This window comes from Bacteroides sp. MSK.18.37 (genome assembly GCF_019129155.2).
In the GTDB taxonomy this organism is placed as follows: domain Bacteria; phylum Bacteroidota; class Bacteroidia; order Bacteroidales; family Bacteroidaceae; genus Bacteroides; species Bacteroides ovatus.
Genome location: NZ_JAHOIB020000001.1, coordinates 4,360,203 through 4,376,771, shown reverse-complemented (window position 1 = coordinate 4,376,771; position 16,569 = coordinate 4,360,203). Strand labels below are relative to the sequence as shown.

The 16,569-nt window shown below is 41.9% G+C and carries 11 protein-coding genes; 2 read left to right on the top strand and 9 right to left on the bottom strand.

What is annotated here, in order from left to right; translation table 11 throughout:
• Positions 1-4: 4 nt before the first annotated feature.
• The 3 genes from KSX81_RS16855 to KSX81_RS16845 all read right to left on the bottom strand — a co-directional run bounded on the left by KSX81_RS16855 (position 5) and on the right by KSX81_RS16845 (position 6,974).
• The gene (locus tag KSX81_RS16855) at positions 5-2,815 is read right to left on the bottom strand and encodes an ATP-binding protein (RefSeq protein ID WP_004301455.1); all 2,811 of its coding nucleotides are present in this window, start codon (positions 2,813-2,815) and stop codon (positions 5-7) included.
• Positions 2,816-3,007: 192 nt separating this feature from the next.
• Positions 3,008-4,216, bottom strand: coding sequence for a hypothetical protein (locus tag KSX81_RS16850; protein WP_004301448.1), 1,209 nt, complete (start codon positions 4,214-4,216; stop codon positions 3,008-3,010).
• A gap of 43 nt (positions 4,217-4,259) precedes the next feature.
• Positions 4,260-6,974 (bottom strand): TonB-dependent receptor, encoded by a 2,715-nt coding sequence (locus tag KSX81_RS16845; protein WP_004301446.1) that lies wholly within the window; start codon positions 6,972-6,974, stop codon positions 4,260-4,262.
• Positions 6,975-7,430: 456 nt separating this feature from the next.
• Here KSX81_RS16845 and KSX81_RS16840 point away from each other — a divergent pair, with 456 nt between their 5' ends.
• Entirely contained in the window at positions 7,431-8,996 is a 1,566-nt protein-coding gene (locus KSX81_RS16840; RefSeq protein WP_004301441.1) for an ATP-binding protein, read from the top strand.
• 26 nt (positions 8,997-9,022) lie between these two features.
• On the opposite strand, the gene KSX81_RS16835 is transcribed toward KSX81_RS16840, so the two are convergent.
• From KSX81_RS16835 to KSX81_RS16820, 4 genes are read right to left on the bottom strand one after another with little or no spacing between them, the layout of a single operon-like run.
• Positions 9,023-9,919 (bottom strand): AraC family transcriptional regulator, encoded by an 897-nt coding sequence (locus KSX81_RS16835; RefSeq protein ID WP_004301439.1) that lies wholly within the window; start codon positions 9,917-9,919, stop codon positions 9,023-9,025.
• Positions 9,920-9,953: 34 nt separating this feature from the next.
• The gene (locus tag KSX81_RS16830; protein WP_004301436.1) at positions 9,954-11,294 is read right to left on the bottom strand and encodes a mechanosensitive ion channel family protein; all 1,341 of its coding nucleotides are present in this window, start codon (positions 11,292-11,294) and stop codon (positions 9,954-9,956) included.
• Between the two features lie 37 nt (positions 11,295-11,331).
• Positions 11,332-12,360: a DUF4435 domain-containing protein gene (locus tag KSX81_RS16825; protein WP_004301434.1), complete on the bottom strand. Its 1,029-nt coding sequence runs from the start codon at positions 12,358-12,360 to the stop codon at positions 11,332-11,334.
• Between the two features lie 22 nt (positions 12,361-12,382).
• The gene (locus tag KSX81_RS16820; RefSeq protein ID WP_004301432.1) at positions 12,383-13,246 is read right to left on the bottom strand and encodes an AAA family ATPase; all 864 of its coding nucleotides are present in this window, start codon (positions 13,244-13,246) and stop codon (positions 12,383-12,385) included.
• A gap of 122 nt (positions 13,247-13,368) precedes the next feature.
• Between KSX81_RS16820 and KSX81_RS16815 the strand changes: the two genes are divergently transcribed.
• Positions 13,369-14,286, top strand: coding sequence for a DMT family transporter (locus KSX81_RS16815; RefSeq protein WP_004301430.1), 918 nt, complete (start codon positions 13,369-13,371; stop codon positions 14,284-14,286).
• Positions 14,287-14,376: 90 nt separating this feature from the next.
• On the opposite strand, the gene meaB is transcribed toward KSX81_RS16815, so the two are convergent.
• Positions 14,377-15,468 carry a methylmalonyl Co-A mutase-associated GTPase MeaB gene (meaB, locus tag KSX81_RS16810; protein WP_004320987.1) on the bottom strand — a complete coding sequence of 364 codons (1,092 nt, stop codon included), beginning with the start codon at positions 15,466-15,468 and terminating at the stop codon, positions 14,377-14,379.
• 11 nt (positions 15,469-15,479) lie between these two features.
• Entirely contained in the window at positions 15,480-16,547 is a 1,068-nt protein-coding gene (locus KSX81_RS16805) for a DUF1573 domain-containing protein (RefSeq protein WP_004301426.1), read from the bottom strand.
• Positions 16,548-16,569: the final 22 nt, after the last annotated feature.

The following is a 16,569-nucleotide window of genomic DNA, read 5'->3' as shown; positions in this document are numbered from 1 at the left end:
CACTCTACCGGGCACAGCCCACCTCTTCCGTCACGATCACCCCGGGAATAGTAAACCAAAACCTTGATCCTTTTCCTTTTTCAGAATCAACACCAATCCGCCCACCTAATTGTTCAACGATGCTCTGACAGATAGAAAGTCCCAATCCTGTACCGTGTACAAAAGAATTAAGCTTCACGAAACGCTCAAAGATATGTGGCAACTGCTCTTTTTCAATACCGATGCCTGTATCTTCAACATAGAATTCCAATTCGCCATCTTTTAGTTTATATCCCACATGAATACTACCTTCAGAGGTAAATTTCATTGCATTGTTAACAAAGTTAGAGATCACCTGATGTATACGATTACGGTCACTAATGACATGACAAACCGGAAGGTGATTATCAAGTACCAGTTCCACCTCTCCTTTCGCTTTCATCCCCATAGAGCGGACAATATCCTCACATAACAGATTTACATCTACATCTCCGCTGGTAAACTCAAATGTACCCGCTTCAATCTTTGACAAATCGAGTATATCTGAAATTAATTGCAACAAAAGATCATTATTCTCACGTACAATCTTAATATACTCCTGACGTTCTGACAACTCTTCAGTTTCCACCAACAAATCGGAGAAACCGACAATGGCATTCAGCGGCGTACGGATTTCATGGCTCATATTGGCAAGGAAAGCACTTTTCAAACGATCCATCATCTCTGCTTTATCGCGTGCCTGAATCAATTCGGCTTCAGTCTCCTTCAATTCTGTAATGTCATAATTGATACCGATGATTTCTATTTCATTTTCCTCCGGTTTATAATTAGTGACCATCACATTACTACTCACCCAATTCCATTCATTCTTCGTTCCGGGACGACGAATACGCATCTCACCCTGAAAATGCCTTCTTTTTCCGTCTCTGACTTCATCATAAAAATCAAGGAAACGCTTACGGTCTTCAGGGTGCATATGGGTATAAACACCCACAACCTCATCCAAAAGCGTATCTTCCTCCTCACCTAAATTCTTATACCACTGTTTTATAGCATATCCTTTGCGATTCAAGAGATTCAACTTGGCATAACCAACTTTTGCATAATCGGATATCATCAGGAAGAAATTCTCAAAATCACGGATACGATTCATTGCATCAATCCGTTCGGTATTATCAATACTTATTAATATATATCCGCTGAAGTTGCCCTCATTATCATACAATTTACTAACCTTCGAATACAGTTCTATCGCATTAGAACGATTTGTCTCATAATATCCTTCCGCCTGTTCAAAAGAATAATTAAGCCTGAAATCTACCAAATCTTCATTCCGCACACGATCACGAATCCCCTGCGGCACATTCGGATTCTCAAAGAAATTAACCCCTATCACATCCGATTTATTCACTACACCGAATATTTCTAAATCCTTATTATTCAAATCTATCAAATAGCCGTCCTTATCGTAGATCTCTACTCCTGCCGGAATATTAGCAAAGATATTCTGAAAGAGCTTCTCGCTACGGTCCAATGCCCGATTAGCTTGTACCGATCCTGTAGAATCGAGGAACAAACCGACTATTTCATCTTTTCCGGGAGAATAAATAACCCAATGCGTATACCGTTCCGTTCTTGGGAAATATTCATCTTTCTCTCTATAAGAATTACTATCCAGTATTTCTTCCAGAAAATTAAGTTTTTGGAGATAGTCAGGATGCTTTTCAGATGCCAAAGAACCAATATACGACTCCAAAGGAAGCCCGAAAAAGGTTGAACTGACCTCATTCGCATCCGTCACCCGATAATCACAAGGTTTATTATTCTCGTCACGGATAATGGACATACGTATATATCCCATCGGCATAAAATGAAACAGATTATTTAGGAAAGTCTGTTCGCGGATTACCTTGTCCTTAGTTTTACGCAACTCGATACAGATATTTATAATATTTCCCAATGAGGAGAACCATTGAAAATCTTCATTACTCCAGTCATGGTAAGTCTCAACCAAATCAATCCCCATATATCCCCAAACGCGGTCGCCTGTCATCAAAGGAGTCACCATTAACGATTTGATTCCCTGAACTACAAGAATCTGATATTCATCAGGAGCCTCTTCTAATAATTGCTCCAGTGTATTTAAAATAATCGGCTTGCCCGATAATATCTGTTCACTCCACCATTTTGACTCACTGGCAGGCATGTCCTGCAGATTGTCTATCTCTGCCGATACTCCTTCAGAAACAACTTCGTAGATACAACTATGATGGGCATAAATTTCGTCGTATTCAAAAATATAAACACGACCTTTTCCATTATAAAGATTCAGAATATCTCTTAAAATATCTGCGATACAAGATTCTACTGCCTCATCACGTAGGAAACGAAGCAACGATTGCGAAACAAAATTCTGACGACAAAGCAAATCATTCACACGCCTTAATGCATCCCTTTGATCTTCTTCCTTGGGAGCCTCAACGCGCTGGATTATTCCGAAGGACTTATCACCTCCATCAACACCCGTACCCTTCTCACGAAAAGCCAGACGGGTATGCAGCCAAACCTCACCATATTTTGAATGAATCGGGAAAGTTTGTTCGTAAAAGTCCTTATGGATAGAAGAATTTGCCCGGAACTCCTGGGCAATCTGCTTGCGATAATCTTCACGTATCAGGTTTAGAAAATCCGAAGTAGAGATGGTGTCGCCGTCCAATCCCAAAAGATCAGAAAGATAATCGGAACATAAATAATATCCTGCCGTTAAATCTACTTCCCACCATCCGATTTGTGCAAGAGAAGCCATTTTTTTGTATCGCTCGTTGTCTGTTTGCATATTTTGTATCGTTGTAAAATAATAGGTTGACAAATATACGAAAAAGGTAATCACTGATACCATAAAGGAGCAAATAAAAAAGCTAAAAGAAGATTACGAAAACAAATAAATAGAATATGGGAGAATCTGTTTGTTACAAATTCTCCCATACCTCCTATTAAAAAAGATACACTTTGCTACTCTATATCTTATTTATAAGGAAGAGAAATTATATCCGCTCCAAGTGAACAGGGATGCATCTGCACCTGTATTCGTAGTTGGCTCGGTAAATGTATTCAATGTACCGTTCAGCTTATTCTTAAAGTTCAATGTATGGGTGATGCTGATGCTGGAAGCAGCATTTCCTGCACCTTTACTGTCATTCATATCAATCAAATCGATTGTACCGCCTGAACCTTTGACAAAGGCATTGGTGATCGTAGCTTTTGCTCCACGACGGATTTTAATCACATCTTGCATACGGTCTACATTATCCGTTGTATTGGCAGCATTATTTACGATTGTCATATTTTCAACCGTAAAATCCGACTGACGTAAATGATCCGAATAGTCACCATCCAAGTTACCATCTGCTTCAATGCCGCGCGGATCTGCTTCCGTACTGGTATAACCGCTTTCCCAAACGCCATAGCAGTTTTTCAATTTACCGGAATATCCTTGAGTGAAGTCGAACATGTCATCATCCGGGTTCACAGCCAACAAGTTGGTTACATTCACCGTACCGCCAAAGAATTCGACGGCATCATCCGCGCTCTCAAGAATGTAGATATTCTCAATCTTGGTACCGTTTCCAACACCGTTCAGTGTCAATCCGTTGTGCTCGATATCGGCAGTAGAGCGGGCACCGGCATAGCAGATTTTCACATAAGTCAGTGAACCGGAATTGTCATTATCGACATTACCACCGTATTTATAGTTGTTGTCGATTTCCGTCAGACCTGTATCACTCTTATTGGCGTTCGAACCGGAAATCGGAGCTTTACCATTGATAATGATTCCTCCCCAATAGCCGGATGTAGGGGTTGTTGAATTGGCAGTGAAAACAATCGGTTTATCAGCTGTACCGTCAGCATAAAGTTTACCGCCCTGTGCTACCAGCAGATAACTGCTGAAACCTTCGCGAGCCTTAATCGTTGTTCCGGCAGGGATATTCAGACGGCCTCCATTTTCAATGACTACCGTTCCGTTCAGAATATATTCCTTAGCTTCCAGTGTCTGTTCTCCGGTCAGCGTGCCGGACAGGATATTTTCGCCCACAACAATAGAGCTACCGGTCCCACCGTTGTTTCCACCATCTCCGTTACCATCACCGTCTCCGTCACTATCACTGCTACATGCAGTCAATGTAAGTGCTGTTGCCATAACGGCAAACGTCATAAAGTTCACAAACAATCTTTTCATTTTGCTTTCATTATTAGTTAATAATCTTATTTCATCACCCGGCTTAGAATGTACACGACACTCCCAGGCTTATATTTATTCCTTTCTTATAATCATTCAATATCACCTTTTCCCCGTTTTCGTTCGCTTTGCGACTTAACTTATAAGAGGAATTCAGCAGGTTGCGGGCTTTCAGGTTAAAGGAAAGATGCTTGTTCAGTTTGGCTTGGGACACAAAATCCAGGGTCAGTACTCCCTGCTCCATTATATCCTGATAGCCCTGTGTGCCAATGGTATATATTTTATCACTCACATAATTAAGTACCAATGTATTGACAAAACTGCGTTCTCCTTTCGTGAAGTTATGCGAGAGGTCGAAATTGACAATCCACGGTGCGGCTCCTTCCAGTTGCGAACCGGTGGTAACCGTTGCCAAAGGCATTTTTGCATTCGTGTAGATATAAGAGCCATTCAATCCCAAAGAGAGTTTATTCATTCCGTGCGCAGCATTACTCACCGGACGGACAAACAGATTCTTACGTATTTCTACTTCCACTCCTGCCACGGTTGCCTTATCCGCTATATTCTCATAAGAAAGATAACCTCCGGCGCTTGCCACTTCGATGCGGGATATCGGATTCTTAATCAATTTATAGAAAGCTGTGAGAGAAATCAACTCGGTCGGAGTGGGATTAAAGTCCCACTTCAGATCAAGGTTATAATGATCCGAAGGTTTCAGATTGGGGTTACCCTGACTGTTGAAGTTCACGCCGACATAACGGTAAGGAGATATTTCCTTTGCCTGCGGAAGCGTATATGTTTTACTAGCTCCCAGACGAAGCGAGTTTTTATCATTCAGATTGTATTTGAGATTCAAGCTGGGCAGGAAATAATCTTTTTGGATGGTATTGTTTCCTTTAGAGCCTCCACGATTCACATTGTAATCCACTTCAATATCTACTTTGTCGTATTTCATTCCCAGATTCACAATCCAACGGGGAGTAAACTGGTAGGTAGCCTCGGCATAAGCGGAATGGATATTCTTTTTTACGGTATATTCATCTAAGTTCTTTTGTATCTTGAACCAGTCGGAAGCAAAGTTTTCCTGATTATAATAATCGTCAAGCGAGAAGTCGTCCAAAGAAGGGAGGGTAGAAACATGTCCTACGGTCAGGTTATATTCCGTAGCTTTGAAGTTATCATCTACGAATCGGCCTGTATATCCAAAACGGACATTCGAAATTTCTTCTATATTATCTTTCAGACGATAGACCAAGCCCGCTTTTACATTCAAGTCGTCTTCATCTAAAGTTGAGAAGTAGCGCTGTTGTGAGTTGCCCCTTAGCAACGTATAGCCGTCTTCCGCTTTAGTCAGGTTATTGATACGACGATCCGGTTCATACCCTTTCACCATATTATAGGAAGCACCTGCATCAAGACTTAATGATTTGGTCAATCCCCAGTTAGTCATCAGTTGGTTAACGATCAGCATATTGTCATTCGTTTGTTGGCGACGGGTGAATCCGAGGTTTTCATAGTCGTCACTAAAAATCGAGTTCTTGCCGTTGTAATCGCCCACCGACTGGGTATTGGCATGAATCATCATCAAATTATAACTGATGTGATGACGATTCTGCATATCGAAATCCACATTGGCAAGTGCCAGCTGACTGATATTCTCCGCATACTTCTTTCCATTCATATCTTTGTAGACCGTACCGCTGGTAGTTGTATTACGTATGATTTCATCCGTATACTGATAGTCCGTCGTATGTCCGGCGGTCAGGAAGAAAGAAAGCGGATTTTTGTCTTTTCCGACATAGAATCGTTTACCTCCGGAAATACTGTAACTCCGGTTAATTTGAAAATGTTGAGCGGAAGGGTCTAACTTATTTCTGAAGTTCCATGAGTTTTCATCGGCAGGTTCGGTACGATTGGCAAAGCCCATGAAGTTCACTCCATCCTGTTTCAGAAAATCGGCTGCTACCGTTTGTGTATTCAAGCCACCGGAAATGCCGAATCCCAGATTACCGCTACCAATTAGTTCTTTGGATACAATATCAATGGTTGCCCCTCCGACATCGCTGCTGCCTCCCGCGTTGAATGCTTTATTTACGCCTACGGACTGAATAATATCCGTACCGAAGAAATCAAGAGAGATATTCTTATATTCCGGATCTTCGGAAGGAAGAGCAAATCCATTAAAAGTAGTTGCATTGTACCGGTCACCCAATCCACGGACAAAGACATTTTTCACTCCGTCTTGTTTAGACACTCCGGCAACTTTCGTCACAGCACCTTCTGCATCCGAAACACCCTTGCGGGAAAGCTCCCTGACACCAACAGATTGTACGGCAATGACTGCTTTTTGCTGTTCGAGCAACAGCATATTCTCATTTTCCCTATTCTTCTTAGCTACAACCACCACATCGGCAAGTTCCTGTGCATCGGTTTCCAACTCCAGATTCAGTATCACCAGTTTTCCATTCTCCACACGCACTTTACGGCGCACTTCCGTTTTGTAGCCTACATATTTAATCTCAATATCATACATACCTTCCAACACGCCCATGCTGTTCAATTCGAAATTACCCTCCATATCGGTCACTGCTCCGGCTTGAGTTCCGAGCAAACGTATCGTAGCTCCTATCAAAGGTTCCTTGGATAGTTTGTCTTTCACAGCTCCTTTAATCTTAATATTGGCAGCCAATGCAGGAAGTACACACAACAGGCAAAAGAAGGCCGCCACTGAAAATCGGATAAGAAATAGTTTTTTCATCTAACTTTGCTCTACGTTTTAATTACGCTGGCAAAGATAGAGGGTGGGCATTACAACTATAAGACGAAATAAATACAATCTATTGAAAGAGTCGTTGCAAGATGATGACAAGATGTTACAAACGTATTATCAATTACTTACGCTATTAGTTCAACTTGTTTATAAGCAAATTTAAGACCGGAACTTCACTCTTTTATCTCTCATTATGCATAAAATTAATCGTCTGACAGTTGTGAGAAGGTGAAAATTTTGGCTGATAGTGTATTTCCACCCGCTTGTCGTCAAAGATATGTTTCATCGCTTTTCAATGCATTACGCAAAGAAACACCGATAGCTCCTTTCCCACTAAGTATATATCCAACGTTGGACTTTCTTAAAAAAAGAACAGGCATAATTGACTTGAAACTAAATATCATTATCTTTGTGTATGTTTCACGCTAAAAACAGATATGCGTCATGGAAGAGAATTTCAGAAGATATCCGATAGGAATACAGAACTTTGAAGATTTACGCAATAATGATTGTGTCTATGTTGATAAAACGGAATTGATTTATCGTTTGACTCATACAAATAAAGTCTATTTTCTAAGTCGTCCCCGACGCTTTGGGAAAAGTTTGCTAGTTTCTACACTAGAGGCTTATTTCCTGGGAAAAAAAGAACTGTTTCAGGGCTTGGCTATGGAGACTCTGGAAAAGGATTGGACGGTTTATCCGGTATTACACTTTGATTTTAGTGTGAGTAAATATATAACCGCTGATATGCTGTCAGCCGTTATTAACCGCCAATTGCTTTTATGGGAGAAAATTTATCAACGGGAAGAAGGAGAAACGACTTTCAGTTTACGTTTTGAAGGAATTATTCGTCGTGCTTACAAACAGACGGGTAAACAGGTGGTGGTATTAATAGATGAGTATGACTCACCAATGCTGGACAGCAATCATAATGATGAAGTTCAAAAGGAAATACGTAATATCATGCGGGATTTCTTTAGTCCACTGAAAGCCCAGGGACAGTATCTTCGCTTCTTATTATTGACAGGTATCAGCAAATTCAGCCAAATGAGTATCTTCAGCGAGTTGAATAACTTGCAGAATATCAGCATGAGGGATGATTACAGTGCCATCTGTGGCATCACCGAACAAGAACTGCGCACGCAATTGCAAATTGATATTGAACAAATGGCCCAAGCCAACAAGGAAACATATGAGGAAGCCTGTGTACATTTGAAACAACAATATGACGGCTATCATTTCAGTGAGAACAGTGAAGATATTTATAATCCATTCAGTTTGTTCAATGCATTCGCACAGAAGAAGTATGCCAATTTTTGGTTTTCGACCGGTACTCCCACTTTCCTGATAGATATTCTGCAAGAAAGCGATTTTGATATCCGGGAACTGGATAACACGACCGCCACCGCCGAACAGTTTGATGCGCCCAGCAATAGAATCACCGATCCTCTTCCGGTGCTCTACCAAAGCGGTTATCTCACAATTAAGGGATATGATCCGGATTTCCAACTGTATACACTGGCTTATCCCAACAAGGAAGTAAGAAAAGGATTTATCGAATCGCTGATGCCCGCTTATGTGCATCTGCCTGCACGAGAGAATACATTTTATGTAGTGTCCTTTATTAAAGACTTGCGTATCGGTCATTTAGAGGAGTGTCTGGAAAGACTGAAATCTTTCTTTGCATCTATCCCGAATAAACTGAACAACAAGGAGGAGAAACATTACCAAACAATCTTTTATCTGTTTTTCCGGCTGATGGGACAGTATATAGATGTGGAAGTGGATACAGCCATCGGAAGAGCAGACGCGGTTGTGAAACTTCAAGATACCATCTATGTTTTTGAATTTAAAGTAGATGGTACACCCGAAGAAGCATTAGCGCAGATTAACAGCAAGGGGTATGCTATTCCGTATCAGGCGGATCACAGGAAAATAGTTAAAGTAGGTGTAAACTTTGACAGCGCCACACGAACGATTGGTGAGTGGAAGATAGAACTCGGGAGTTAATCACCGAGTTCATAAAAGAAAATGCGCTAAATCAGTTTCTTTTTCTTCCGATAGTTCTCACGAAACTCTTTGGGCGAACAACTCTTTTTCTTCTTGAAGATCCGGTTGAAATTGGAAAGGTTATTAAAACCGCACTCATAACAAATCTCGGCGATAGACATCGTAGAATCTACCAGCAACCGGGAAGCAAAGCCTAGCCGAATATCAATGATATAATCGGAAAGATTCTTGCCTGTACGCAGTTTGAAGAAGCGGCTGAATGACACATCCGTCATCCCCACCATATCGGCCAACTGCCCCAGACGTATTTCTTCCTGATAATGTGTATTGATGTACTCCTGCACTTTCTGCACACGCCGGCTGTCCGAATGAATATCTATCTTGGCAAAAGACGAACTGGACAAGGTACGCGCTTCTTCTTCAAAGAGAGAAAGTTCATACAGGATCGTCATAAACTTAATGACCGCATAAAATCCCTGTTTTTCGGAAGCAAGCGTATCCAACAACGGATATATTTTGAGTATGGCAGACATCGGGAAACAAAGCCCTTTTTGTGCTTTATCCAGCATCCGGCGGATAGAGTCGAACTGATTCTTATTGATAAAGCTCTTGAAGAAAAGATCGGAAGAAAACTGAATCGTAATCTCCCGTATCTCTTTCGAACGGCACTCGTTCTGTTCCCAGACGTGCTCCAAGTCTTTTCCTGTTATCAACACCAAATCATAATCACCTATCACTTCGGAAGAGTCTCCTACAATCCGCCTTACTCCGGCAGCCTTTTCGGTGAAGTTCAATTCAAACTCGGAGTGGTTGTGTATAGGATAAGTGAATTCCGTTTTATAACGTTCCGCAATGTAAAAGCAATCCTTATCTGACAAAGGAGTGATTTCACGGATAATCTGGTTGGATAACGGTGTAGTCATAGTAATTACAATTTATAAACGTTTTATCGTTTGATTAGTTTTCTATCTTTACCCCTATCCGATGCAGGTCTGCCCCCGACGGGTTTTGGAAGACACGCAAGTCGAATTCGGGAATAATGGCAAGCACATGATCGAAAACATCTGCCTGTATGCCTTCGTAGGCAACCCATACTTTATTGGCAGAAAAGAAATAAAGTTCCAATGGGATACCGGTTTCAGTAGGCTGAAGCTGACGTACCATACAGGTCAGGTCTTGGTTGACGGTAGGCAGATTCTTCAGATAGTTAGTCAGATAGGCACGGAAAACTCCCAGGTTTGTTTGCCGGCGTCCATTCACTAACACAGAGTTGTCGATATGATGTTCCTTATTATATTCTTCCACTACCTTTTCCGTTTCATCCACATAGTCTTTCAACAGTTGTATCTTCCGGTATTTTGCCAACATCTCCGGTGTACAGAAATGCACACTGGTCATGTCTATATTGATGGAACGTTTCACACGACGTCCGCCGGATTCCTGCATTCCCTGCCAGTTTTGGAAAGAATCACTAATCAATAGATAAGGAGGAATGGTGGTGATAGTATTGTCGAAGTTACGTACTTTTACGGTATTCAATGTTACTTCTATCACTGTACCGTCCGCACCGTATTTCGGCATCGTGATCCAATCACCCACCTTCAGCATATTATTGGCAGAAAGCTGGATGCCGGAGACAAATCCCATGATACTATCTTTGAAAACCAACATCAGAACCGCAGCAGAAGCTCCCAATCCGGTCAGCAACACCACCGGACTCTGCTTTATCAGAATACTGATAATGATGATAGCTCCTATAAAGAAGAGAATGACTTGTGCTGTCTGCAAAAGCCCCTTCAAAGGTTTGTCTTTATATTGCTCACGCGCGCTATATACCAGATACACAGCCGTGAACAAAGCACTGACGAAGCGAAGAAAGACTGCAAGGATATAAATCATGCAAAGTCTTCGAAGAAAATCAAGCAAAGCAGAGTCTGCATGTTCGGGAAAAGCAATAGGAATAGATATATAGATCAATATAGGTGCCACCATCCTGCTGATATTCACCATTACTTTATCATTAAATACAATATCATCCCAAGTGGCCTTCGTCTGTTTCACCAATTTGGATACGGTACGCAGAATAATCTTGCGGCAAATCAGATTGGCAAGTAATGCTATTCCAATAATAAACAATAAGATGATAAAGTTATCAATCTTATCAGCCATAGCTTCATCCACTCCCATCGAGAGCAAAGCATGATTCACTTCTTGCATCACCACATTACCTGCTTCTTCCGGTTGCCCGTTTGCTAATGCCACACTCACTGTATCAACCACTTCTTTTACTTCTTTCATAAGCAATCGTCTCTCTCTTTTTTAGTTTTTCTTTTATTTATGATCTCTGTTTCTTTTCTTCTTTATTCTTTCCTTCTTCCAAATATTCACTGATATCCTGCCGTAGCCAATCATAATGGAAGAGTCTTTTGTAGGCTACATTCTTCTTGAGCATGATTTCTACGTTCACCTGGCTGTTCTGATAACAAGTCAGTTCGTTTCTGAACTGTTCATTGTGTTCGGCCAACCGCTTGATTTCCTGTTCCCGTTCACGGCGCAATACGGTGCAGACCGGAATCAGTAGTTTCATTACCACATTATCCATCACATGGTGTCCCTGCATATACAAGTAAGTGTTTTCCGGCACCAAGCCCAGCTCTTTAAATTCAGTCCGCAATCCATTCACCTGATTGATGTTATGGGGGAATTTCTTTTTCAACTCTGCCAACTTCTGATTAACCCGTTGTTGAAGGGATTCCAAGCTCTTTTCCGGATGCCGGAGATTAATCTCGCGCAAAGAAGTATAAGTATGGAAATCGTACATGGGGAAAGTGTAAGTATCCCGTTGGCGATAGAACCATACGTTCCAGAGGAAAAGCGGATATACTATTTCAGAGTACTTCTTCAGGTAGAAGTTGAAATCTAAAATGGAACGGTCATTCAACGTAGCCTGCACACATACTTCGTGAAGGCTTTCGGCAAAACAATGATAGTTTTCAATAGCATAGGTATAAGTCTGAAAAATATACCTGTTCCGGTTGATTTTACGGGAAGTATTGGTAGCTCCCTGCAACAGGAAATCATAGTCACTGTCCACACAGGCAATCAGACTTCTCCCCAATTCGGCTGTATTCAGCGTGTTCATGAGTACCATCTTTTTTCCTTTTGCCAGGGAGGTGGCCGAAGGAAGCATCACTTGGAAATAGTGTTCGTCGTCTTCAAACTCTTCAAGCAATGTGCGCCAGAAAGCGATGTCGTCATAGCTTTCTACGTAAGCGATGATACGTCGGCGGGCTTTCTTCGGATAAAGCTTATGGGCGGCATTGAAATAAGAAGAAGTCAGATTATCTCGTAGTGAAGTTGCCATTTGTTCTATTACAGGTTACGAATTACAAATTACAGTTGGGAGAATCCTTGTCGAGCTTGTGCCCTACGGTGGTAGATATATCGCTTACTTCTGTCACGGCATCCAGCCAGCCTTCCATAATGACGGCAGGCGAATGGGTAGTCAGGATAATCTGCACATTCGGATTCAGTTCACGTATCATAGCAATCAGTTTCTGCTGCCATTCTATATGAAGGGAGGCTTCCGGCTCATCCATAAACAATACACAATGGCTGTTGTCCTGCACGAGTACGGTCAGCAGGATAACCAGCATTTGCTTTTCACCGGACGACAGTTTATAAGGGAATAATAGGTCGCCATCCTGATAGAAAGCGATATCGTTCCGTTTCCTGTCTATCTTTTTGCGTGTATAGCTGAACAGTTCGTCAATCATATCCTGAAAACGACGTTTGGCTACAGATAATGTAGCTGCTTTACGACGCTCTTCTTCATCAATGCTGGAAAGCATTTCAATCATCTTATTACCAATGTTGACCTGATAATCGAGGTAACGGCGTTGCAAGAGATAGAGCTGCCAGTCCAGTTCAGACTTTACATTCTTGTCGGCCATGCGGGCTGTGAAGTCACCCATAATCAGGGGACGGTCGTAGCTCCGGATGACGTCATAAGGAATATAGGTTGCCTGGGGATTGTCGAAAAAGAGACGCACTCCGTTCTTCTCGTCACTTTTCATTTCACCGGAAAGTTCTTCGAGGTATCCCACCGAACGGTTCAGAATGGTAGTCTTCCCCACTCCGTTGATGCCGGAGAGGATGTTCACATCGGGACGCAAATCCCATCCTATATTAAAGCGTTCCCATAGTCCGTGTATCTCGATACGACGGATATAATTGGCTTGTTGTTCCATAATATTCAAGTTTAATCAAGGCAAATATAAACAAATCATACGATAAAAGACTACCTTTGCAACCGTTTTCTCTATTTGATTGTTAATGATATCAGAGATATGGTAAAATAAATAGTATCAACATGGACAAAAGTAAGAACCTGTATGGTCATTTGTTTGCGCTTACAGCAAACGTTATGTGGGGATTAATGTCTCCCATCGGTAAGTCGGCTCTTCAAGAGTTTTCTCCAATTTCTGTAACTACGTTCCGCATGGTGGGGGCAGCAGCCGCTTTCTGGATCCTTTCCATGTTTTGCAAACAGGAACATGTGAATCATCAAGATATGCTGAAAATCTTCTTTGCTTCACTGTTTGCACTAGTATTCAATCAAGGAGTGTTCATCTTCGGGCTTTCTATGACTTCTCCTATTGATGCTTCTATCGTAACTACCACTCTACCGATTGTAACAATGGTTGTAGCGGCCATTTACTTGAAAGAACCTATTACCAATAAGAAAGTACTGGGGATTTTTGTAGGTGCGATGGGAGCACTTATTCTCATTATGAGCAGCCAGGCAGGAAGCAACGGAAATGGAAGCCTGATTGGTGACTTACTTTGTCTCGTTGCACAAATCAGTTTCTCCATATACCTGACTGTATTCAAGGGATTGTCTCAACGATATTCGGCAGTAACGATTAATAAATGGATGTTCATATATGCTTCAATGTGTTACATTCCGTTCTCCTATTATGATATTTCTACGATTCAATGGACTTCTGTTTCCACTGTCGCCATTCTACAGGTACTTTATGTCGTATTAGGAGGTAGTTTCCTCGCATATCTCTGCATTATGACTGCGCAGAGGCTGCTCCGTCCTACGGTAGTCAGTATGTACAATTATATGCAACCCATCGTGGCTACGATTGCAGCAATCGCGATGGGTATCGGAAGTTTCGGCTGGGAGAAAGGGATTGCTATCGCACTTGTATTCCTGGGAGTATATATTGTAACTCAAAGTAAATCGAGAGCTGATCTTGAAAAAGCAGAAAAGCCTCATTAATAGTACAAGCGGGTAGAAAGACTGACGTTTCCTACCCGCTTATGCTAAATGTATTCTTTAAGAATCAGAATCTTATTATCATTTAAAGTCTCATTTCAAATCCTCAAAATAAGTATCGAGCAAGCTTCTTGCAGCTATAAACGAAGTCAGGTTACCTTTCAATACCTGCTGTTCTTTTTCTAAGAGCATCGCTTCAATCTTCGGATTATGATAAAAGCTGTCACGAAGTTGTTCATTGATGCTTTCATACATCCAGTATTTACTTTGTTCGTTGCGGCGATATTCAAAATAGCCGTTTTCTTTCACAAAGTCAATGTATTCGTAAATCATGTCCCAGACCTCCTTCACTCCCAGGTTATAAAAACCGGAGTAAGTCAATACTTTGGGAATCCATCCGGATTCAGGTGCAGGAAACAGATGCAATGCATTACGGAATTGAGTGGCAGCCAACTTGGCACGTTCCAGATTATCTCCATCGGCCTTATTGATAACGATACCATCCGCCATCTCCATAATACCACGCTTAATCCCTTGCAGTTCATCGCCCGTACCGGACAACTGAATCAACAGGAAAAAATCAACCATCGAGTGAACAGCCGTTTCGCTTTGTCCCACTCCTACGGTCTCCACAAAAATCTTATCGAATCCGGCAGCTTCACAAAGAATAATCGTCTCACGTGTTTTGCGTGCCACTCCTCCCAAAGAACCGGCTGACGGACTAGGGCGGATAAACGATTTAGGATGCACGGAAAGCTGCTCCATACGCGTTTTATCCCCTAAGATACTGCCTTTACTACGCTCACTACTAGGGTCGATGGCCAATACCGCCAGTTTGCCCCCCTTTTCGAGTACATGCAGACCGAATACATCTATCGACGTACTCTTTCCTGCACCGGGAACGCCGCTGATACCAATCCGAATCGAATTACCGGAAAATGGCAGACACTTCTCTATGATTTCCTGTGAAACAGCCTGATGTTCAGGCTTTACGCTTTCAACCAATGTCACAGCCTGACTCAATATGGTGACATCACCTTTTACGATACCTTCTACAAACTCTGCTACTGAAAGTTGGCGTTTCTTAGGTTTCCGCTTTAAGTAGGGATTCACAGATGAGGGTTGCTCAATGCCTTTATTGACAACAAGCCCCTTATATTCTTCACTATTTTCAGGATGTTCCATAATCATAGGATTTAGCGTTTGATATTGATTTCAACTTTCGGGCGTAACGGATCATTTGTTATCATCAGGATACGTAAATGATGCTTCTTATTACCTACGTCACGCTTACGAATAGTTACTTTGAGCTTCGTCATTCCATCCGGAGGAAGGACTGTCTTCTTCAGGCTCACTCCTACCGATGAATTGAATACCTGCAACTTACTGATGACTAACGGAGTCTTTCCGGAATTGGCTATCAATATATCATGGCTTACCTTATTCTTCTTTATCAACGGGATACTAAGATCAATATCCGTTTCCGAAATGTGCATGGCAGGAGCGTTCAAAGAATCTTTTTCCGTCATACGAGAGAAGTCGGGAAGAAGAATGGCCGAAACCGGTATTTCATTATCTTCGCTCACCTTATCACCGGAGAAACGAGAAAGGTAGACAGAAGTCTGTGTCAATCCGTAATCTTTTAGCTGGCTCGCATCCAGCGTCAGTTTGATAGTTCCTTTCTTGCCTTTCAACAAGACTTTGGGTTCCGCTTCCATTTTCAGATAAGGAGGCAGATGCATCAATACCGGTTCGTAAGGACGATCCGAAAGATTGGCGATATCAAAGGTCAATGAAGGCTGCTGTCCGCGATAGACATCGGGGAAAGCAAACTCATCACGATCTAAACGAATATTTCCAATTGTATAAGGAAGTAGCTTTGTATAATCTTTTATTTCCTGCACTACTTCACCGGTAAACTTCAGATAGACCAAGCTCGGACTGGCATTGCTATATATTCCTATCGACTTTTCAAAATGTCCTAACGCTTTTGCGTCAAAAGAAGCTTTTACTACTCCTTTTCCTCCCGGGGCAATCGGTTCTTTGGTCCAGTCGGCCACGGCACAGGCACAAGAGGTTGTGACGTTGGTCAGTACCAATGGCTGGTTTCCCGTGTTAGTGATGGTATATTCCACTGTCACCGGACGTTTCCACTCAATTTGTCCGAAGTTATGTGTCTCTTTATTTGAAGAGATACGAGGTTGGGCAACGGCTGCCAAAGCGACAGTAAGTAAAGATAATATAGATAGTAAACTACGTTTCATGCGATATTTTTTATTTTGGTGC